This window comes from Pseudooceanicola profundi, assembly GCF_050897955.1.
Taxonomy (GTDB): Bacteria; Pseudomonadota; Alphaproteobacteria; order Rhodobacterales; family Rhodobacteraceae; genus Pseudooceanicola.
Map to the genome: position 1 here is coordinate 3,278,861 of NZ_JBPAXZ010000001.1, position 21,686 is coordinate 3,300,546.

Below are 21,686 nucleotides of genomic sequence, written 5' to 3' on the forward strand. Positions count from 1 at the left end.
ACGATGCCCAAAGATCGGCAACGCTATGTACTCAGTCAGTCATCGCGTATCGAAGGCCGGACCGGGGGTCAAGGCCGGGGGGCCTTATATTGAGGGCGTTCAGAAAGGGGCCGCCACAATGACCTGCATGTTCCCCGAAACGGAATTCCGACGCAGGGCGCAGCGGCTTCAGCAGGAGATGCGGCAGACCTGCCTGGACGCGGTTCTGCTGACCGGGGCGCATGACATCTTTTATCTGTCCGGTTTTCTGACCCGGTTCTGGGAAAGCCCGACCCGCCCTTGGTATGTTGTCCTGCCCCAGTCCGGCGATCCGGTTGCGGTCATTCCCGCCATTGGCGCCGATCTGATGCACCAAAGCTGGCTGACGGATATCCGGACATGGCAGTCGCCGGACCCGCGGGACGATGGGGTCAGCCTTCTGGCTGACGCGCTTTGCGCGATGATCCCGCCATCCGGGCGGCTGGGCGTGGCAATGGGGCCGGAAACCCAGCTGCGCATGCCCCTGGCAGATTATGCGCGGCTGACAGAGCGGATCGCCCCGCGCAGCGTGGCCGATGCCACTGCCGTGCTCCACCGCGTGCGGGAGATCAAATCGGAGGCCGAGATCGACCGCATCCGCATGACATGCACCATCGCCGGACGCGCCTTCGCCCGGGTTCCGGAATTCGCCCGTCCGGGGCTGCCGCTGGCAGAGCTGTTTCGCCGGTTCCAGATGACCTTGCTGGAAGAAGGCGCGGATTGGGTCAGCTACTTGGCCGGCGGGGCCGGGGCAGGGGGCTATGGCGATGTGATTTCACCGGCATCCAACCATCAGCTGACGGCGGGCGATGTTCTGATGCTGGACACGGGGGCCGTTTGCCAGGGCTACTTCTGCGATTTCGACCGCAACTGGGCCATCGGTGCTGCAACAGAAGACACCCGCCGCGCCCATTCCATCCTGGTCGAGGCGACGGAGGAGGTCATAGGCGGGCTCAGACCGGGCGGCACGGCCAGCGATCTGCATGCCAAAATCGTCGCTGAACTGACCCGGAGGGAGGCGACCCCTCTGGCCGGACGGCTCGGCCATGGGGTGGGGATTGCGCTGACGGAATGGCCATCGCTGTCGCCGCTGGATCACAGGCCGCTGCGCGAGGGCATGGTGCTGGCGATCGAGCCGGGGATAGAGATCGCGCCCGGCCGCATTATGGTTCACGAGGAGAATGTCGTGCTCCGCGCGTCGGGCGCCGAATGCCTGTCGCCGGCGATCTCGACCGACATTCCGGTGCTGACATGACGCAGTCAGAACCATATCGGCTGACCGGACGTATCGGACCGGCGGGAACGCTGGGGATGATCGTGCTTCAGGTTGATGAGACGATCGAACAGGATTTCCGTCGCCTCTTCCCCTCCGCCGCCGTCGCGCTGCATGTCAGCCGCATCCGGTCCGGTGCGGAGCTTACCGCGGACACGATCCACGCAATGGCCGCCGATCTGCCTGTTGCCGCAGGCCTCCTCCCGCCTTCTGCCGAATTCGACGTGATTGCCTATGCTTGTACTTCCGGCACGTCGCTGATCGGCGCCGATAAGGTGGCAGAGCTTGTCTCCGGTCAGGCGCGGACCCGCCATGTGACCGACCCTCTGACGGCCGCGACGGCCGCCTTCGCGGCACTGGGTGTGAAAAACGTAAGCATCCTGTCCCCTTATGAACCGCAGGTTGCCGCCACCCTTGTCGAGGCTTTTCAGGCGCGGGGCATTTCCGTTCCCGCGGCCCTGAGCTTTGGTGAGGCAAATGAAGCCGCCGTGGCCCGGATCGACCCCGACTCTATATTCGATGCGGCGCTCAGGGCCGGCGCAGCTTCTGGTGCGGAGGCGGTTTTTATCTCCTGCACGAATCTACGGACACTCGATGTCATCCCCCGGCTGGAGGCGCGTCTGGGCATGCCCGTTCTCAGCAGCAACCAGGTGCTCGCCTGGCATATGCGCCATCTGTCCGGGGCCCAGACCGCCACGGACAGCCCGGGCAGACTGTTCGATTGTCCGTGAAAAAGGCGGCTGCGCCCCGGGGCGCCCGACGTCATACGCGCGACCCGGAGCGACAGGCTTTCAGTTCCGGATGCCTGACAGAAACCCCGTCGTGGCACCTTCCTGCAGGAAGACGGCGCGACGCCGCACCAGCACAATCAGCTGCGGCGCCATCTGAAGCGATCCGGCAAGCATAGCTCCAGACACACCTGCGGCGCCCTGCGGGCCGCTTGTGACCCACGATACCGGTAAGAAACTGTCGGTGAAAATTGGAGCGGGCGATGAGATTCGAACTCACGACCCTTACCTTGGCAAGGTAATGCTCTACCCCTGAGCTACGCCCGCGTCCATTGGGTAGGGGAGCATGTATAAAGACTTCGGGACGGGTGCAAGAGGAAATTTGGGCGCTTCGGCAGAATTCTTGCACGTATCCGGCAAAGACGCGAGACGCCCGCTCTTCCTGAGAAGAAGGCTCAGGCGGCGCCCCGACATCTCGCCGGTTACATCATTCGGTGGCCCCCCGTTCGCGCGCAAAATATGTCGCAAGCCGGGCCGAAGTCACATCGCTTTCATAGCAAAGCGGTGCATAGCCGCCTGCCCGTGACCAGGCGCTGCGCCCACCGCAGCGGCGCCCGCCTCGATCGACATTGAACGGGCAGGGGCAAGAGCCGGGGTAGGCCGAGATACTCTGTGCAATAATCTGCTTTTTGGCCACGGCAACTTCCCGGCTGCTGGGGGCCGCGACGGTTCGCTTTGGCACACTGCGTGCTGGGATGGCCGCGGCGTTCGGTTTGGAACTGAGGAACCGGCTGGAGGCCCACAGGTTATCCTGCCCACTGTTCTTGATCCGGACATGCGACCAGCCCCCGGATTCAGCCATCACCATCACCTCCGCCCCTCGGCCCAGGCTCAGCTGAACGGGATAGGTCGTTCCAGGGCCGCTGCGGATATTCAGCTTTTCGGCGCTGATGAAACGCGTTTCTCCTGTCGATACCGCAGGGGGAGCTGCGACGGCCTGGGGCAGCGCGGCGGGCATGACCTCTTCCGGCCCGGTGAGAACCGCCGCTTTTGCCGGATCGACCGGAACCGGCGTCCTGTCCGGTGTTCCGGCAACCTTCTGCTGCACCTTCGGCGTGGGAAACGGAAAGGTATCGGCCGATTTTTCGAGCTGTACCGGTGCGGCCGCGACCTCATTTGTCCGCCCGGCATCCGTCGGGCTGCCCGAGGCTCCGAAAACATAACCAATGCCCAGACTGATAAGGAAAAGTGTAATCCACCAACGCGATCGCATACCGCACCCCAACACCTGTTAACTAAGGTTAACACAAGTGCATTAGACGCCAAGGCGCATCATTGGGGCGGTCAAAAATATTTTGCTCTTCGCGTCATTTGTCGCGTGCAAGTGTCTCTTCACTCGGAGGAAAGAGTCACTCCATCTCGATCAACAAATCCTTCGCGTCGATCTGGGCGCCTGCGGCGACATGGACCATCTTCACCACGCCGTCCTGATCGGCATGCAGGCCGGTCTCCATCTTCATGGCCTCGATGGTCAGCAGCAGGTCGCCCTCCTTGACCTTCGTTCCCGCTCCCACGGCCAACGACGCCACCACGCCCGGCATGGGCGCCGCGATGTGCTTGGCATTGCCGGGCTCCGCCTTGGGGCGGGCGGCCTTGCCGCCGGTGGCCTTGCGGTCGGGCACGCGGATCACGCGGGGCTGGCCGTTCAGCTCAAAAAAGACCCGCACCTCGCCATCGTCCTGCGTGTCGCCCACCGTGACCAGCCGGATCTCCAGCGTCTTGCCGGGGTCGATCTCCGCCGTGATCTCTTCCTCGGGCTTCATGCCGTAGAAATAGGTCAGCGTCGGCAGGCAGCGCACCGGGCCATAGGTGGCATGGCGGGTGGCGTAATCGGTAAAGACCTTGGGATACATCAGGTAGCCGTTCAGGTCTTCATTATCGATCTCGACATCGCCGGCGGCGGCCGATGCTTCCGCCCGTTTCTCTTCCAGATCAACGGGTTTCAGATTCTTGCCGGGGCGCTCCAGATTAGGTTTCTCGCCCTTCAGCGCCTTCTTGACGATGGCATCAGGGAAGCCGCCCGGCGGCTGGCCCAGATTGCCGCGCATCATGTCGATCACCGAGTCGGGGAAGGAGACCTCCTTCTTCGGGTCTTCCACATCGGCGCGCGTCAGACCCTGCGACACCATCATCAGCGCCATGTCGCCGACAACCTTGGACGACGGCGTCACCTTCACGATATCGCCGAACATCTGGTTCACCTCGGCATAGGTCTGCGCGACCTCGTGCCAGCGCTCCTCCAGCCCCATCGACCGCGCCTGCGCCTTGAGGTTGGTGAACTGACCGCCGGGCATCTCGTGCAGATAGACCTCCGACGCGGGCGCCTGCATGCCCGATTCAAACGCCGCATACTGGCCGCGCACGGCTTCCCAGTAGTTGGAGATCTCGCGCACCTTGGCGATATCGATGCTACTGGCCCGGTCGCCATGCTTCAGCGCCTCCAGCACCGACCCGAAGGTCGGCTGGGAGGTGTTGCCGGAGAGCGCATCCATGGCCACGTCAACCACATCCACGCCCGCCTCGGCGGCCGTCAGGATGGTGGAGATCGCGGCACCGGAGGTATCATGCGTATGGAAGTGGATCGGCAGGTCCACCGCATCCTTCAGCGCGGGGAAGAGCACCCTGGCCACCGGCGCGGTCATCACCCCCGCCATATCCTTGATACCCAGCACATGGGCGCCGGCCTTCTCCATCTCCTTCGCCATGTCGACGTAATACTTGATGTCATACTTGGCGCGGGCCGGGTCCAGCGCATCGCCGGTATAACAGACCGTGCCCTCGCAGATCTTGCCCGAGGCGACGACCGCATCCATGGCCACCCGCATATTCTCAACCCAGTTGAGGCTGTCGAAGACGCGGAAGACATCGACCCCGGTCTCTGCCGCCTGCCGCACGAATTCCTGCACCACATTGTCGGGATAGTTCGTGTAGCCCACACCGTTGGAGGCGCGCAAAAGCATCTGGGTCAGGATATTGGGCATGGCGGCGCGGATGTCGCGCAGCCGCTGCCAGGGACATTCCTGCAGGAACCGGTACGCCACATCAAAGGTCGCGCCGCCCCAGCATTCGACCGAAAAGAGGCCCGACAGGCTCTCTGCATAGGCGGGCGCGATCTTGATCATGTCGATCGACCGCATTCGGGTGGCCAGCAGCGACTGGTGCCCGTCCCGCATCGTCGTGTCGGTGAACAGCAGTTCCTTCTGCTCTTTCATGAACTTCGCGACCGCCTCCGGCCCTTCCTTATCCAGAAGGGTGCGGGTGCCGTCCGGGATCACGCCGGAACTGTCGGGAATGCGCGGCGGTTTCAGATCGGGATGCGGCATGGCTCGGCCCTGCACCTCCGGATGCCCGTTCACCGTGATATCCGCGATATAGGTCAGCACCTTGGTGCCCCGGTCGCGGCGGGTCTTGAAGTCAAACAGCTCCGGCGTCGTGTCGATGAACTTCGTCGTATACTGATTGTTGAGGAAGGTCGGGTGCTTCAGCAGGTTGATGACAAAGTCGATATTGGTGCTGACACCCCGGATGCGGAACTCCCGCAGCGCCCGGTCCATCCGCTTGATCGCCTGTTCCGGCGTCGGCGCCTTGGCCGTCACCTTGACCAGCAGCGAGTCATAGTACCGCGTGATCACGCCGCCCGCATAGGCCGTGCCGCCGTCCAGACGAATGCCCATGCCGGTGGCGGACCGATAGGCCGTCAACCGCCCGTAATCGGGGATGAAATTGTTGGTCGGATCCTCGGTCGTGATCCGGGTCTGTAGTGCATGGCCGGTCAGCTTGACGTCGTACTGGGAGGCCTTGCCGGTGGCTTCCGCCAGCGATTTGCCCTCCGCGATCATGATCTGGGCCTGCACGATATCGATGCCCGTGACCTCTTCGGTCACGGTGTGTTCGACCTGCACGCGGGGGTTCACTTCGATGAAGTAAAACGCGCCCGTCTCCATATCCATCAGGAATTCGACCGTGCCGGCGCATTCGTAATTCACATGGGCACAGATCTTGCGGCCCAGCTCGCAGATCTCCTCCCGCTGCGCCTCCGACAGGTAGGGCGCGGGCGCGCGCTCGACCACCTTCTGGTTCCGCCGCTGCACCGAACAGTCGCGCTCATACAGATGGTAAATATTCCCCATCTTGTCGCCCAGGATCTGGACCTCCACATGCCGCGCACGGGTGATCATCTTTTCCAGATAACCCTCGCCATTGCCAAAGGCCGCCTCTGCCTCGCGCCGGCCCTCCAGCACTTTTTCCTTCAGCTCCTTGGAATTGGTCACCGGCCGCATGCCGCGCCCGCCGCCGCCCCAGCTGGCCTTGAGCATCAGCGGATAGCCGATCTCCTCCGCCTCCCTGGTGATGGCGTCCCAGTCATCGCCCAGCACTTCGGTCGCCGGGATCACCGGCACCCCCGCCGCCACGGCGACCTTGCGGGCGGAGGCCTTGTCGCCAAGCGCCCGCATCGTCGCGGCCTTGGGCCCGATAAAGGTGATCCCCGCCGCATCGCAGGCATCCACGAAATCCGGGTTCTCCGACAACAGCCCATAGCCCGGGTGGATCGCATCCGCGCCCGACATCTTGGCCACCCGGATGATCTCTTCGATGCTGAGATAAGCCGCCACAGGCCCCAGCCCCTCGCCGATCTTATAGGCCTCATCCGCCTTGAACCGGTGGAGGCCCAGCTTGTCCTCCTCCGCATAGACGGCAACGGTTTTCTTCCCCATCTCGTTGGCAGCCCGCATGATGCGGATCGCGATCTCGCCGCGGTTGGCTATGAGGATTTTCTGGAAATCTGCCACGGGAATAGTCTCCATGAGGGTCTTGATCCCCCCAGCAAACGACATGCCGCGCCGCAGCGCAAGGGTGGAGTTGACCCTGGGACAGCCACTACCCCGCTACGCGCTGCGGCACCGCAGGGCTGGAAACATTCAGCAATTGTCGGAAAATAAGGTCAGACCTGCGCGTGATCCGACCAAAGCCGTCCGCGCACCTCTTCCGGCCGGGTGATCGCCATCTGCACCATGGCCGAGGTCATATCCTCGGTCAGAACATGGCTCACATGCGCCGCCCCGCGCGCCCCGAAGGACACCACACCCCAGAGCCAGGGCCGCCCCAGCATCACGAAATCCGCGCCAAGGGCGATGGCGCGCAGCACATCGAGCCCCGACATGATCGCGCCATCGTAAAGCACCGGGAAATCCGGGCCCACGGCCTTGCGCACAAGGGGCAGGGCGGTCGCGGCGCCCGGAGGGCCGTCAAACTGCCGCCCGCCATGGTTCGACACCCAGACGGCGTCGAACCCCACCTCCTTCAGCATCGCGGCGGCGGCCGGCACCAGAACACCCTTGGCCACAATCGGCCCGTCCCACATCGCCCGCAGCTTTTCGTAAAGCGCCCGGTCGGGGGCGGAATGGGGCGCCAGCCCGACATGCCGCGCGGGCTCATTCGCATCGGCATATTTCGCCAGCCCCCGGACCGAGGGCACCCCCGCCCGCGCCACCGCCAGCGACCACTGCGGCCTCAGCACGGATTGCAGGAAAAGACGCGGCGTGATGCGCGGCGGCGTCTGCAGCCCGCCCCGCCGCTGACGTTCCCGCCGCGACGGCCCCGGCACATCAACCGTCAGGATAAGCGTATGAAACCCGGCATCTTTTGCCCGTTTCACCAGATCCTCGCAATGCGCCGGATCGGCCGGCGGATAGAGCTGGAACCACCCCTGATCGCCGATATGCGGCGCCAGATCCTCGACCGAGGCTGCCGCCACCGTCGACAGCCCGAACGGCAGCCCCTGTGCCACGCAATGCTGCGCCAGCGTGATCTCTGCCCCCGGCCAGAAAAGCCCGGTCATCCCCACCGGCGACACGCCCCAGGGCCGCGAATAGGCCCGCCCCAGCAGCGTCGTGCTCAGATCCGGCGTCACCCGGCCCGCCAGCACCTCCGGCGCCAGCACCACGGCATCCAGCGCCGCCCGCGAGCGGCGGATCGCCGCGTCATCGCCCGTCCCGCTGTCCAGATATTCCCAGGCAAAATGCGGCAGACGCCGTTTCGCGCGGGCGCGCAGATCGGCAAGGGACGGGTAGGCGAGGTCGAGGTTCATGAGAGCGGATCATTGGCACGGCCAGCAGCGGTGGCAAGCAAAATCATCTGTGAACAAGACGTGAACACACCCTTTCACTTTTCGCCCGTCCACGCTATCTTGCCCGCCATGAGCAGCTACGACGATCACGACGCCTTTGAAGGCGCATCCCTGTCGGCCCGCGCCATGGCGGCGGGCATCTCCGCCCGTGCGACTCCCTATCTGGACGAACTCAACCCCGCCCAGCGGGAGGCGGTGGAGGCGCTGGATGGCCCGGTCCTGATGCTTGCAGGCGCCGGCACCGGCAAGACCAAGGCGCTGACGGCCCGGATCGTCCACCTGCTCAACACCGGCCGCGCCCGTCCTAACGAGATTCTCTCCGTCACCTTCACCAACAAGGCCGCGAAGGAGATGAAGCTGCGCGTCGGCCGCATGCTGGGCGAGGCGGTGGAGGGCATGCCCTGGCTGGGCACCTTCCATTCGATCTGCGTCAAGCTTTTGAGGCGCCATGCGGAACTGGTCGACCTGAAGTCGAACTTTACGATTCTCGATACGGACGACCAGATCCGCCTGCTGAAACAGCTGATCAACGCCGCCGGAATTGACGAAAAGCGATGGCCCGCCCGTCAGCTCTCCGGCGTGATCGACCACTGGAAAAACCGCGCCTGGACGCCCGAAAACGTCCCCTCGTCAGAGGCCTCCGCCTTCAACAACCGTGGTACGGAGCTTTACGATCAGTACCAGACCCGCCTGCGGGAGCTGAACGCCGTGGATTTCGGCGACCTGCTGCTGCATGTCGTGACGATCTTCCAGAAACATCCCGACATCCTCCAGCAGTACCAGCGCTGGTTCAGATACATCCTCGTCGACGAATATCAGGATACCAACGTCGCCCAGTACCTCTGGCTGCGGCTGCTGGCGGGCGCGCACAAGAACATCTGCTGCGTCGGCGATGACGATCAGTCGATCTATGGCTGGCGCGGCGCCGAGGTGGGCAATATCCTGCGGTTCGAAAAGGATTTTCCGGGCGCCAAGGTGGTCCGGCTGGAACAGAATTACCGCTCCACCCCGCATATCCTCGCCGCCGCCTCCGGCGTCATCCGGGGCAACGAAGGGCGGCTCGGCAAAGAGCTCTGGACGGAGGCCGAGGAGGGCGAGAAGGTCCGCCTCATCGGCCATTGGGACGGCGAAGAAGAGGCCCGCTGGATCGGGGAGGAGATCGAGGCGCTCCAGCGCGGCACCCGCGGCCTGCAGGCCTACGACCTTGATAAGATGGCCATTCTCGTCCGCGCCTCGCATCAGATGCGCGCCTTCGAGGATCGCTTCCTCACCATCGGCCTGCCCTATCGCGTCATCGGCGGCCCGCGCTTCTACGAACGGCTCGAAATTCGCGATGCCATGGCCTATTTCCGCCTCGTCATCTCTCCGTCTGACGATCTGGCGTTTGAGCGCATCGTCAACACGCCCAAACGCGGCCTCGGCGACAAGGCCCAGCAGAAAATCCAGCTCTGCGCCCGCCAGAATGGCGTCCCGCTGGTCGAAGGCGCCCGCATCCTCCTCTCCGAAGGCGGCATGTCGGGCAAGGGCGCGGGCGAACTCCGCGCGCTGGTCGACAATCTCGACCGCTGGGCCCGCATGACCCGCGGCCCCCGGATCGAGCTGACCCCCGACGACAGCGTGCTGGAGGACGAGACCGCACCGCCCGCCCGCTTCGAATACGGCCCGCCCGAGGTCAGCCATATCGAACTGGCAGAGATGATCCTCGAAGAATCCGGCTATGTCGGGATGTGGCAGAACGACAAGACGCCAGAGGCGCCCGGCCGCCTCGAAAACCTCAAGGAACTCGTCAAGGCGCTGGAAAACTTCGACAATCTCGAAGGCTTCCTCGAACATGTCGCGCTGATCATGGATAATGAGACCGACGACCACGGTGCCAAGGTCTCCATCATGACGCTGCATGCCGCCAAGGGCCTCGAATTCCCCGTGGTCTTCCTGCCGGGATGGGAGGACGGCCTCTTCCCCTCGCAACGCTCCATGGACGAGAGCGGCCTCAAGGGCCTCGAAGAGGAACGCCGCCTCGCCTATGTCGGCATCACCCGGGCGGAGGAAATCTGCACCATCTCCTTTGCTGGCAATCGCCGCGTCTTCGGCCAGTGGCAGAGCCAGCTGCCCTCCCGCTTCATCGACGAACTGCCCGAACAGCATGTGGAGGTGCTCACGCCCCCCGGCCTCTACGGTGGCGGTTTCGGCGCGGCGGCGCCGGGCGGCCTCGAATCCACCATCGACAAGCGCGCGTCAGAGGCGAATGTCTACAATTCCCCCGGCTGGAAACGCATGCAGGCCCGCGCGAACGAACGCCCCGTCTCCCAGCCGCGCGAAGCCCGCGCCCAGGTGATCGACCTGACCGCCGTCAGCCGCTACACGGTGGGCGACCGCGTTTTCCACCAGAAATTCGGCTATGGCGATATCACCGCCATCGAAGGCGACAAGCTGGAGGTCGATTTCGAAAAGGCCGGCCCCAAAAAGGTCGTCGCCAAATTCGTCATGGCCAAGGACGACGTGCCCTTCTGAGTGCGCGATCCTGCTTTTTCTTGCCTGAAATATCCCGGGGATGAATTGTGCCGCAGGCGCAAGAAGGGGCAGCGCCCCTTATTCCGCCACATCATGCGCCCCAGCCCGGCAAACGCCCGCCCGGTCCAAACCCATATCGATGTCCTGAAATAAGAAACGGCGACGCCAGGGAGGAGGAGAGGCGCCGCCGTTCATACAACGTCGACCCAGGGAGGAGGAGAGGGCCGCCGTATCTCGGTGCAGTTCCGGCGACCCCAGGGAGGAGGAGAGGGGCCGCCGGTCTTGCTATCACCGGCCCAGGGAGGAGGAGAGGACCGATGCATCTCTGTTCGGAGCGTCTTACCCGGCTCCGGGGATTAGGCGCGGCGACATCAGGGAGGAGGAGAGATGTCGCCGCTGGTCTCAGTCGGCCCAGGGAGGAGGAGAGGACCGACCGATCTCGTTAACTCAGGCGTTCCGGTAGGCTTCTTCGTAAGCCAGGGAACGGATCATGGAGCGGTGCAGGCCCAGGTCGCGCAGCTCGCGATCGTTCAGGGCGGACAGTTCAGCCACAACCTTGCGGTAGGCTTTGTTCTGCGCGTAACGCTCGGACAGACCGGTCACGATGCGCGTGAAGAAGCCGCCGTGTGCGACATGGGCGCGGGTTTCGGTCATCATTGCCATTTTACTTCTACCCTTTCGGTTTTGCCGCTCGGTGCCGGATTGCCCTACGGCGTCTTGTTGAGGATCAATTTACGCTTTTGCTGCGATTGCACAATGGACGATGCCGCAACGCGGCTATGCAATTTGCGCATGAGCTGCATCTTGTGTGTTTTTACCGCAATTCCACGATAAATTCCGGTCGGGTGATCAAAATATGGGCCATTGTGCAGGTGCAGCATTGTGGGTGACGTAACGTCCCTTTGGACTGTTGCAGCACTGGCATCCCGGGGATTCGCGAAATACATAGGCTCCAGACCCCATCAGGAGGCGCCCATGGCACTGACCGCAGAGACCATAAAACAAGCCCTTTCCGCGATCAGCCTGCCCGATGGCGGCACATTGGTCAGCCGCGACATGATCCGTGCGCTTTCGGTCGAGGGCGGGCGCGTCAGTTTCGTGATCGAGGCCGAGTCGCCCGAGGAGGCCCGCCATATGGAAGGCCTGCGCGCCGCGGCGGAAGGGCTGGTGCAACGTCTGGATGGCGTAACCCATGTCTCTGTCATCCTGACGGCGCATGCCTCGCAGCCCTCCGCGCCCAAGCAGGCGCCGCAGCTGAAGATCGGCGGTCACCCAACGCCGCAGGCTGGTCCGATGAAACCTGCGGGCGTGCAGCGAATCCTCGCGATTGCCTCTGGCAAGGGCGGCGTCGGCAAATCCACCGTCTCTGCCAACCTCGCCGTGGCGCTGGCGCGGCAGGGTCGCAAGGTCGGCCTGCTGGATGCCGACATCTATGGCCCCTCCCAGCCCCGCATGATGGGCGCCACCGGGCGCCCCGCCTCGCCCGATGGCAAGATCATCGAGCCGCTGCACGCCCATGGCGTCACGCTCATGTCGATCGGTTTCATGGTGGAGGAGGGCAAGGCCGTCGTCTGGCGCGGCCCCATGCTGATGGGCGCGCTGCAACAGATGCTGGGGCAGGTGGCCTGGGGCGAGCTCGACGTGCTGATCGTCGACCTTCCGCCGGGCACCGGCGATGTGCAGCTGACGCTCTGCCAGCGGTCCGAGCTGACCGGCGCGCTGGTCGTTTCCACCCCGCAGGATGTGGCGCTGATAGATGCGCGCAAGGCGATCGACATGTTTGCGACGCTGAAGACGCCCGTGCTGGGCCTGATCGAAAACATGTCCACCTTCATCTGTCCCAACTGCGGCCACGAATCCCATATCTTTGGCCATGGTGGCGTCGCGAAAGAGGCCCAGCAGATGGGCGTGCCGCTGCTGGCCCAGCTGCCCATCGACCTCGACACCCGTCTGGCGGGCGATGCGGGCAGGCCAATTGCCACGGGTGACAGCCCGATGGCCGAATCTTATGCCCGCCTTGCCGAAGGTCTGGTCCGCGGCGGGCTGGCCTGAGCCAAAATCGCGTCCGTCCCGCCCCGCCGCGCTCTGATGCGTGGCGCGCGCTTACGTATCTCTATCCGCGGCCCTAGGCGCACTGGGTCCATGACCGCGCGTTCATGGCGGCCTGCCGGACAGAGCTGACCTGTGTCCCCGGCCGGCATCCTCTGACTGTCATCGGTGACAGTCCCCGGGCATTTGCCGCAATATCGGACGGGCACGAAACCGGCTGACTTGAAAAGCTATGGGTCGCGCCGGAGACGATGCGGCAGGGCCTCGGGCGCCACCTGCCAGACTGCTCCTGTTTCGCGGCCCGTCTGCGGGGCGCCGGCCATCTGCGGATCGAAGCCGAGCCCGACGCCGCCCCCTTCTATATACAACCTGTCGCGCTGCAGATCGGAGAGGCGCCGTCCGCCTCACTCCCCGGGCGGATGCTTCCTCTCTTATTGGTGCCGCTCTGAAACGACGGCCAGAGAAGCCGCAGATCAGGCATCCGGCTGGGACGGGATGGCCGCTCTGGGATTTGGTGGGACGAGGCGGGGTGTGGCAGGGGCCGCTGGGCGGCCAAAGCTTCGAACGCCGTTGGGCATTGCCTCTCGATTCTGCGATTCGTCTGTGATTCACTGTGATTTTGCAGATTCCGACACCGGGCAACCGCCCAAAATCCGGGCGAGATTAACTGTTGGTCAAAAAACCTTGGATTTTATGGGACGGATTGGGTGGGGCTAAATTAATCTATATATAGATGTTCGAGGTCATGAATATCCCATATAGGGGATATGCCCCTATCATATCTTCCGTAAAACATGCCAATCACACTGTGGATAACTCTGTTGATCGGCCATTTCCCGCAAAATACTCGTTGCGTCCCATGTGATCCCATGGCATCCATAGTTCATCAGATGAGACGGGAATACGGGGCACCCAAGACCCCATAAAAAATCCCAAGGCAGTGATCATACAGGCACCCGCTTTCATCGAACGAAGAGATCCGGCGCGCGGGCGAGCAGACATCCCCCCAGGTGGCGCGCGCAGCTGGACACCCCGGAAACGGGACGAGGGCGGCGGATAGGGCAGTGGCAGCAGCTCCTATCCGCCGTTTCCGTTTCTGGAGATCGATTTTCACATCAGGGGGACAGGACAGGAAACCGTGGCTTACATAGAGCGGTTCCAGGGCAGTGAAGACTTTAAGGTGGACAGCAAGTATCGCTTGTCCGTCCCGGTCGAATTCCGCCGCGTCCTTGAAAGCCAAGACCCCGAATGGAACTCCGATAAATTCGCCCGCATGGTGCTGATCTACAGCCCGCGGCTTGAAAATTATGTCGAGGGCTATTCCATTGAAACAATTTCCGAAATCCGCGAGGCGCTGACCCGCAAGCCCAAGACCGACAAGGGGGCTGAAAAGGCGCGCCGTCACTTCATCCATAATGCGCTGACCGTCACCGTCGACGACACCGGCCGCATCGTCGTGCCTGCCAAGGTCCGCGACAAGCTGGGGCTGGGCAAAGAGGATTACGTGACCTTCCTGGGTGACCTGAAGACCTTCCAACTCTGGAAGAAGGATGTCTATGACGCTGTCATGGGCGAGGACGAAGACGACGATTTCGATCCCGATGCCTTCATGGACGACCTTCTCTATGGTGGCGCCGATGCCGGCGGGGCGGAGTAAGCCATGGCTCCACGCGCCCATAGTTCGGACGCGCCTCATATCCCCGTCCTTTTGCGCCCGCTTCTTGCCGCCGTCGCCCCCGTGTCGGGCGTCTGGCTGGACGGGACCTTCGGGGCAGGGGGCTATTCCCGGGGGCTGCTTGAGGCCGGCGCAGAAAAGGTCATTGGCGTCGACCGCGACCCGCTTGCACTGGAGATGGCGCAGGGCTGGGCAAGCGAATACGGCGAAAAGTTGGAAATCCGCAAAGGCAACTTCGCAGAACTCGACAAAATTGCCGATGAAATGTTGGATGGAGTCGTGCTCGACCTCGGCGTTTCCTCGATGCAGCTGGACCTGGCAGAGCGTGGTTTCAGCTTCATGAAGGACGGCCCGCTCGACATGCGGATGAGCCAGGAGGGCCCCTCTGCCGCCGATCTGATCAATGGCATGTCAGAGGGCGATCTGGCTGATGTCATCTTCCTTTACGGCGAAGAACGCGCCTCCCGACGCATCGCCCGTGCGATCGTTCGCGCACGTGAAGAAGCGCCCGTAACCACCACGCTGGCCCTGGCAAAAATTGTCGAGGGCTGCCTGCCGCGGCCCAAGCCGGGCCAGTCACACCCGGCCACGCGCACCTTTCAGGCGCTGCGCATCGCCGTCAACGATGAATACGGTGCGCTGGCCGAAGGGCTCATGGCCGCTGAACGCGCTCTGACCCCCGGCGGCGCGCTCGCCGTCGTCACCTTCCATTCGGTGGAGGATCGCATGGTCAAACGCTTCCTCCAGCAGCGCTCCGGCAATACCGGCCGCGCCAATCGCTATGCGCCCGAAACGCCCGAGGACGCGCCGCGCTTCACCATCGTCAATAAAAAGGCCATCGGGGCCGATGAGGACGAGCTGGCGCAGAATCCGCGGTCGCGCTCGGCCATGCTGCGTGTCGCGCGCCGGACCGAGGCGCCTGCCGGAACGATTGACCGCAAGTCACTGGGAATGCCGCAATTCGAGGGGAGACTGTCATGAAGGCACTGCTCTATGTCCTGTCTTTCGCAGCGTTGATCGGGCTCGGCTTCTGGGCCTATCAGGAAAACTACGAGACCAAGCAGGTCATCGACGAAACCGAGCGGCTGCAACATGATATCGGGCAGGCGCGGGCGCGTCTGGCTGCGCTTCGGGCGGAATGGGCCTATCTGAACCGGCCCGACCGGCTGCGCGAACTGGCAGAGCTGACCTTTGACAGCCTGCAGCTGCTGCCCCTGTCGCCGGATCAGTTCGGCCGCGCCGATCAGGTCGCCTATCCGGCTCCGGAGGCAGAGGTGTTCGACCTGTCCAATTCGATCGAAGTGTCCACCATGAACGCCCCGGATGCGGAGGAGACCTACCCGTGACCGATCAGCCGCGCATCCCGCTGCGTCCTCTGGCCCGCATTCTGCCGGCCCGGGACAATGGTGAAAACACCGAAGCGATTGAAAAGGAAAACCTGCGCCTGCGCCACGAACAGATGCGCGACAGGTCCCGGGTCCGGGCCGAGGGCCGGATTTTTGTTCTGGGGGCGATGTTTGCGCTCGCCTTCGCGACAATCGGCATCAAAATGAGCGTGGTTGCCCGGTCTGAACCGGAAGAGCCGCGCACCTCCATCGCCGGGTCCGGCATTGTCGCACAGCGCGCCGATATTCTGGACCGCAACGGACGCATACTGGCGACCAATCTCGAAACTCATGCCCTGTATGCGCATCCGCATCAGATGGTGTCGCCGGTCAAATCCGCGCGCGCCCTGGCGGATATTTTCCCCGAGCTGGACTACGACCGGCTTCTCAAGGATTTCACCGGAAAACGCCGGTTTGTCTGGATTCGCCGCAAGATCAGCCCGGAACAGCGTCAGGCGGTGCATGATCTGGGCGAACCCGGCCTGCTGTTCGGTCCGCGCGAAATGCGGCTCTATCCCAACGGGGCGCTGGCCGCCCATGTCCTGGGCGGCGCCGGTTTTGGCGAGGAGGGCGTCAGCGCCGCAGAGATCAAGGGCACGGCCGGGGTCGAGCGCGAATTCGAGGATTATCTGACCGACCCGCTGAACGGCGGCCGGCCGCTGAACCTGTCGCTCGACCTGACGGTGCAGGCCGCGGCCGAACAGGTGCTTTACGGCGGCATGAAGCTGATGAATGCCAAGGGTGCGGCCTCCGTGCTCATGGATGCCCGGACGGGCGAGGTGATCTCCCTCGTTTCGCTGCCCGATTTTGATCCCAACGACAGGCCGCCGCTGCCGACCTCCGGCCATCCGGACGACAGCCCGCTTTTCAACCGCGCGGTGCAGGGCGTCTATGAACTGGGCTCCACCTTCAAGATTTTTGCCGCTGCGCAGGCGCTCGACCTCGGCATTGCCCGGCCCGAAACCGTCATCGACATCCGCGGCCCCATCCGCTGGGGCAAACATTCCATCAGCGATTCCCATTACCTGGGCAAGGAACTGAGCCTGACCAACGTGATCGTCGAAAGCTCCAACATCGGCACGGCCCGTCTGGCAGAAAAGATCGGGGCAGAGCGTCAGCAGGCGCTTCTAAAAGCGCTCGGCATGATGGAACCGACGCCGATCGAGCTGACAGAGGCCGAAAGCGGTGCGCCGCTCTACCAGAAGAACTGGACCGAACTGACCACCATGACAGTGTCCTACGGGCACGGCATGTCTGTCAGCCCGCTGCATCTGGCCGCCGCCTATGCCACCATCGCCAATGACGGCAAGCTTGTACGCCCGACGCTGCTGCGCCAGTCCGCACCACAGGACGGGCCGCAGGTTTTCACCGAACGCGCCGCACATGAGGCGCAGGTGATGCTGTCCAAGGTCGTCTCCGAAGGCACGGCCTCTTTCGCCAAGATCGACTATTATGATGTCGCGGGCAAAACCGGCTCTGCCGACAAGCCCAAGCCGACAGGCGGATATTTCAAGGACAAGACGATCACCACCTTCGCCTCCATGTTCCCCGCCCATGATCCGCGCTACGTGCTGATCGTGACGCTGGACGAAGGGGTGGAGACATCTGGGCCGCAGCCGCGACGTACCGCCGGTTGGGTCGCCGTTCCGGTCGCCGCCGAAATGATTACGCGCATTGCACCGCTCCTTGGCCTCCGGCCCGAGATTGCACCTGCCGACCTCGCTGGTATAACGCTTGCATCTCAATAAGCCGGAAAGGCGGGGGCGCATGGCGGAGAACGGGCAGCGACGGACATTGAGCCAACTGGGCCTGTCCGCCAAGGCAGGCAGCAATCCTGAGATCACGGGAATCGCCGTCGACAGCCGGGAGGTACGCGACGGTTTCCTCTTTGCCGCAATGCCCGGCACCAAGGTTCACGGCGCCGAATTTATCCAATACGCGCTGCGTCAGGGCGCTGCCGCCATCCTAACCGATGCCGAGGGCGCGCGGATCGCCGCCGAGGAGATCGCGGCCTCCGGCGCCGCGCTCGTCATCGCCGAAGACCCGCGTCAGGCGCTGGCCTATACCGCCGCGCTCTGGTTCGGACGCCAGCCCCGCGTGATGGCCGCCGTGACCGGCACCAACGGCAAGACCTCCGTCGCCTCCTTCCTGCGCCAGATTTGGATGCTGATCGGCCATGATGCGGTGAATATCGGCACCACGGGCGTGGAGGGCTGCTATTCCCTGCCGCTCATGCATACCACGCCGGAGCCGATCACCCTACATCGCGCCCTGGCAGAGATCGCCAGCGAAGGCATCACCCATGCCGCGATGGAGGCGTCGTCCCACGGTCTTGCCCAGCGGCGCCTCGACGGGGTTGTCCTGACAGTCGGCGGGTTCACCAACCTGACGCAGGACCATCTAGACTACCACCACGACTTTGACGATTATTTCAACGCCAAGGCCGGGCTCTTCACCCGCGTCCTGCCGCCCGATGCCGCCGCCGTCATCAATATCGACGGCCAGCGCGGCGAACGCATGGCGGAACTGGCCGCCGACCGCGGCCTTGATGTGCTGACCGTCGGCTCCGGCGAGGATGCAGAGCTGCAGATCCTCGGCCGCCGTTTCGATGCCGACAGCCAGACCATCCGCTTTTCCTTCGATGGCGAGGTGCACCAGACCACCATGGGCCTGATCGGCGGCTTTCAGGCGGAAAACGTGCTGGTCGCGGCGGGCATGGCGATCCTCGCGGGCGAGGACCCGGATGAGGTCTTTGCTGTCCTGCCCAGCCTCGTGACAGTGCATGGCCGGATGGAACTGGCCGCCCGCCGCACCAACGGCGCCGCTGTCTTTGTCGACTATGCCCATACCCCCGATGCCATCGCCACAGCGCTCAAGGCGCTGCGCCCGCATGTGATGGGCCGCCTGATCACCGTGATCGGCGCCGGCGGCGACCGCGACCGCACCAAGCGCCCCCTGATGGGAGAGGCCGCCGCCGAACATGCCGACGTGGTCTTTGTCACCGACGACAATCCCCGCAGCGAGGATCCGGCCTCCATCCGCCATGCCGTGATGATGGGCTGCCCCGATGCCACCGAAGTGGCCGACCGGGCCGAAGCGATCCTGCGCGCGGTCGATGCACTGGGGCCCGGCGACGCGCTGCTGATTGCAGGAAAGGGACATGAGACGGGCCAGATTGTTGGCGATACCGTCTATCCCTTTGACGATTCCGAACAGGCGAGCGTTGCCGTCTCCGCGCTCGACGGGCGGCTGACATGACCCTCTGGACGGCCGATGAGGCCGCCGCCGCGACGGGCGGAGAGGCACGGGGCGACTGGTCCGTCACCGGCGTTTCCATCGACACCCGCACTTTGCAGAAGGGCGATCTATTTGTGGCCCTTTCCGCCGCGCGTGACGGCCATGACTTCGTGGCGCAGGCGCTGGAGAGCGGGGCAGGGGCCGCGCTCGTCTCCCGCATCCCCGAAGGTGTGGCCAAGGACGCGCCGCTTCTCATCGTGCCCGACGTCCTGCGCGGGCTGGAGGCATTGGGCCGTGCCGCCCGCGCCCGGATCGACGGCCAGGTCGTCGCCGTGACCGGGTCGGTCGGCAAGACCTCCACCAAGGAGATGCTGCGGGTGGTCCTCGGCGGTCAGCGAAAGGTGCATGCGGCAGAGGCCAGCTACAATAATCACTGGGGCGTGCCGCTGACGCTGGCCCGCATGCCGCGCGATACCGAACTGGCGGTGATCGAGATCGGCATGAACCATCCCGGAGAGATCGCGCCGCTCGCCCGGCTTGCCCGGCCGCATGTGGCGATGATCACCACCGTCGCCTCCGCCCATCTGGAGGCCTTCGAGAATATCGAGGGCATCGCCCGCGAAAAGGCCAGCATCTTCTCCGGGCTGATGCCGGAGGGCTGGGCCATTGTGAACGGTGACCTGCCCACCACGCCGATCCTGCTGGAGGCCGCATCAGCTGCGGGCGCCAAGGTCCTGACATTTGGCGAGAAGCCCGCAAACCACCACCGGCTGATGAAGATCGAGATCGTCGATGAGACCACGGTGGCGGAAGCCCGCATCTGGCGGGCAAAGGCGCTCTACAAGGTGGGCGCAGCGGGGCGTCACTACGCGGTCAACGCCCTGGGTGTTCTGGCCGTGGTGCAGGCGCTTGGCCTTGATCGGGCCATGGCCTGCGCCGATCTGGCCCGCTGGTCGCCGCCTGCCGGACGGGGCCTGCGCGAACGCCTCCTGCTCGATCCGCTGGACGAACGCCTGTCGTTTGAGCTGATCGACGATGCCTTCAATGCCAACCCTGCCTCCATGGCCGCCTCGCTCGAAATCATCGCCGCGGCCCGGCCGCGCAACAATCTGGGCCGCCACCAGCGCGGGCGCCGGATTGCCGTTCTGGGTGAAATGCTGGAACTTGGCCCGGATGAGGTGCAGATGCATCGCGGGCTGGCCGATCTTCCGGCCATGGCCGGGATCGACGTTGTGCATTGCGTGGGCGAACGGATGCAGGCGCTCTACGACGCACTTCCGGCGGAAAAACGCGGGCGGTTCATGAAGAAAGCCGATGATCTGGCGGCCACTGCCGCCAGGCTTGCCGATGCCGGCGACGTTGTGCTGGTCAAGGGCTCCAAAGGGTCCAAGGTCAGCCTGGTTGTTGACGCGCTGCGCAAACTGGGGCATCCCGCGCCAGACATATGAGACCCCCGTTTGAGGGAGCTCGATCCCAGGAGACCGCAAGATGTTGTATTGGTTAACCGCGCTGTCGGACGGCGGAGACCTCTTCAACCTGTTCCGTTACATCACCTTCCGCGCCGGTGGCGCCTTTATGACGGCGCTGATCTTTGGCTTTATCTTCGGACGGCCGCTGATCGACGTGCTGCGCCGCCGTCAGGGCAAGGGCCAGCCGATCCGCACCGACGGGCCGGAGGGGCATTTCGTGAAGGCGGGCACGCCGACCATGGGCGGGCTGCTGATCGTGGGGGCGCTGGTGACCTCCACCCTGCTCTGGGCGCGGCTCGACAATGGCTATGTCTGGATCGTGCTGTTTGTCACGCTGGCCTTCGGGCTGATCGGCTTTCTTGACGATTACGCCAAGGTGTCGAAGCAGAATACCAAGGGCGTGCCGGGGCGGGTCCGTTTTGGCCTTGGCCTGCTGATCGCGCTGATCGCGGGCTACTGGGCCTCGATGATCCATCCCGAGGAGCTGCAGTTCCGGCTGGCGCTGCCGGTCTTCAAGGATGTGCTGGTGAATTTCGGCGTGCTGTTCCTGCCCTTTGCCATGTTTGTCATTGTCGGCGCGGCCAATGCGGTGAACCTGACCGACGGGCTGGACGGGCTGGCGATCATGCCGGTGATGATCGCGGCGGGCGCCCTTGGCGTCATCGCCTATACGGTCGGCCGGGTCGACTTTTCCGAATATCTGGACGTGCATTACGTGCCGGGCACGGGCGAGATCCTGATCTTTGTGGCCGGTCTGATCGGCGGCGGGCTGGGTTTCCTTTGGTATAACGCGCCGCCTGCGGCCGTGTTCATGGGCGATACCGGATCGCTGGCCCTAGGCGGCGCCCTGGGCGCCATTGCCGTCGCCACCAAACACGAGATCGTTCTGGGCATCGTCGGCGGTATTTTCGTGGTCGAGGCGCTCTCGGTCATCATCCAGGTCGCTTATTTCAAACGGACCGGAAAGCGGGTTTTCCTGATGGCGCCGATTCATCATCATTACGAGAAGAAGGGCTGGGCGGAGCCGACCATTGTGATCCGCTTCTGGATCATTTCGCTGATCCTGGCGCTTGTGGGGCTGGCAACGCTGAAACTGCGCTGACGCTGGTGTCAGCGTCGCGCCGTGGGGGGATTTTGCATCCCCCCACACCCCC

The 21,686-nt window shown here is 64.0% G+C and carries 16 protein-coding genes and 1 tRNA gene; 11 read left to right on the forward strand and 6 right to left on the reverse strand.

What is annotated here, in order from left to right; translation table 11 throughout:
* Positions 1 to 118: 118 nt before the first annotated feature.
* Positions 119 to 1,273, forward strand: a complete 1,155-nt coding sequence (locus ACRARG_RS16540; RefSeq protein WP_432691155.1) for a M24 family metallopeptidase — start codon at positions 119 to 121, stop codon at positions 1,271 to 1,273.
* Complete coding sequence (locus tag ACRARG_RS16545; protein ID WP_432691157.1) at positions 1,270 to 2,022, forward strand: maleate cis-trans isomerase family protein; 753 nt, start codon at positions 1,270 to 1,272, stop codon at positions 2,020 to 2,022. Before ACRARG_RS16540 ends, ACRARG_RS16545 begins: the two co-directional genes overlap by 4 nt.
* A 60-nt stretch (positions 2,023 to 2,082) precedes the next feature.
* On the opposite strand, the gene ACRARG_RS16550 is transcribed toward ACRARG_RS16545, so the two are convergent.
* The 5 genes from ACRARG_RS16550 to ACRARG_RS16570 form a co-directional block, all read right to left on the reverse strand.
* Positions 2,083 to 2,208 carry a hypothetical protein gene (locus ACRARG_RS16550; RefSeq protein ID WP_432691159.1) on the reverse strand — a complete coding sequence of 42 codons (126 nt, stop codon included), beginning with the start codon at positions 2,206 to 2,208 and terminating at the stop codon, positions 2,083 to 2,085.
* Positions 2,209 to 2,271: 63 nt separating this feature from the next.
* A tRNA-Gly gene (locus ACRARG_RS16555) sits at positions 2,272 to 2,346 on the reverse strand.
* A gap of 160 nt (positions 2,347 to 2,506) precedes the next feature.
* The gene (locus tag ACRARG_RS16560; protein WP_432691161.1) at positions 2,507 to 3,037 is read right to left on the reverse strand and encodes an SH3 domain-containing protein; all 531 of its coding nucleotides are present in this window, start codon (positions 3,035 to 3,037) and stop codon (positions 2,507 to 2,509) included.
* A gap of 391 nt (positions 3,038 to 3,428) precedes the next feature.
* Complete coding sequence (locus tag ACRARG_RS16565) at positions 3,429 to 6,869, reverse strand: pyruvate carboxylase (RefSeq protein WP_432691386.1); 3,441 nt, start codon at positions 6,867 to 6,869, stop codon at positions 3,429 to 3,431.
* A gap of 152 nt (positions 6,870 to 7,021) precedes the next feature.
* Entirely contained in the window at positions 7,022 to 8,167 is a 1,146-nt protein-coding gene (locus ACRARG_RS16570; RefSeq protein WP_432691163.1) for an alpha-hydroxy acid oxidase, read from the reverse strand.
* A gap of 108 nt (positions 8,168 to 8,275) precedes the next feature.
* Here ACRARG_RS16570 and ACRARG_RS16575 point away from each other — a divergent pair, with 108 nt between their 5' ends.
* Complete coding sequence (locus tag ACRARG_RS16575) at positions 8,276 to 10,717, forward strand: ATP-dependent helicase (protein WP_432691165.1); 2,442 nt, start codon at positions 8,276 to 8,278, stop codon at positions 10,715 to 10,717.
* A 447-nt stretch (positions 10,718 to 11,164) separates the two neighbouring features.
* On the opposite strand, the gene ACRARG_RS16580 is transcribed toward ACRARG_RS16575, so the two are convergent.
* On the reverse strand, positions 11,165 to 11,380 hold the full coding sequence (locus tag ACRARG_RS16580) for a DUF1127 domain-containing protein (RefSeq protein ID WP_432691167.1): 216 nt from the start codon (positions 11,378 to 11,380) through the stop codon (positions 11,165 to 11,167).
* Positions 11,381 to 11,692: 312 nt separating this feature from the next.
* On the opposite strand from ACRARG_RS16580, the gene ACRARG_RS16585 reads away from it, so the two are divergent.
* The 8 genes from ACRARG_RS16585 (at position 11,693) to mraY (ending at position 21,634) form a co-directional block, all read left to right on the forward strand.
* Positions 11,693 to 12,769, forward strand: coding sequence for an Mrp/NBP35 family ATP-binding protein (locus ACRARG_RS16585; protein ID WP_432691168.1), 1,077 nt, complete (start codon positions 11,693 to 11,695; stop codon positions 12,767 to 12,769).
* A gap of 1,135 nt (positions 12,770 to 13,904) precedes the next feature.
* Positions 13,905 to 14,423: a division/cell wall cluster transcriptional repressor MraZ gene (locus ACRARG_RS16590; protein ID WP_432691170.1), complete on the forward strand. Its 519-nt coding sequence runs from the start codon at positions 13,905 to 13,907 to the stop codon at positions 14,421 to 14,423.
* Between the two features lie 3 nt (positions 14,424 to 14,426).
* Complete coding sequence (rsmH, locus tag ACRARG_RS16595; RefSeq protein WP_432691171.1) at positions 14,427 to 15,422, forward strand: 16S rRNA (cytosine(1402)-N(4))-methyltransferase RsmH; 996 nt, start codon at positions 14,427 to 14,429, stop codon at positions 15,420 to 15,422.
* Positions 15,419 to 15,787, forward strand: coding sequence for a cell division protein FtsL (gene ftsL / locus ACRARG_RS16600; protein WP_432691173.1), 369 nt, complete (start codon positions 15,419 to 15,421; stop codon positions 15,785 to 15,787). Before rsmH ends, ftsL begins: the two co-directional genes overlap by 4 nt.
* Complete coding sequence (locus tag ACRARG_RS16605; protein ID WP_432691175.1) at positions 15,784 to 17,574, forward strand: peptidoglycan D,D-transpeptidase FtsI family protein; 1,791 nt, start codon at positions 15,784 to 15,786, stop codon at positions 17,572 to 17,574. Before ftsL ends, ACRARG_RS16605 begins: the two co-directional genes overlap by 4 nt.
* A 19-nt stretch (positions 17,575 to 17,593) precedes the next feature.
* Positions 17,594 to 19,084, forward strand: coding sequence for a UDP-N-acetylmuramoyl-L-alanyl-D-glutamate--2,6-diaminopimelate ligase (locus ACRARG_RS16610; RefSeq protein WP_432691177.1), 1,491 nt, complete (start codon positions 17,594 to 17,596; stop codon positions 19,082 to 19,084).
* Entirely contained in the window at positions 19,081 to 20,511 is a 1,431-nt protein-coding gene (locus tag ACRARG_RS16615) for a UDP-N-acetylmuramoyl-tripeptide--D-alanyl-D-alanine ligase (protein WP_432691179.1), read from the forward strand. The genes ACRARG_RS16610 and ACRARG_RS16615 overlap by 4 nt, the downstream gene beginning before the upstream one ends.
* 40 nt (positions 20,512 to 20,551) lie before the next feature.
* Positions 20,552 to 21,634, forward strand: coding sequence for a phospho-N-acetylmuramoyl-pentapeptide-transferase (gene mraY / locus ACRARG_RS16620; protein ID WP_432691181.1), 1,083 nt, complete (start codon positions 20,552 to 20,554; stop codon positions 21,632 to 21,634).
* Positions 21,635 to 21,686: the final 52 nt, after the last annotated feature.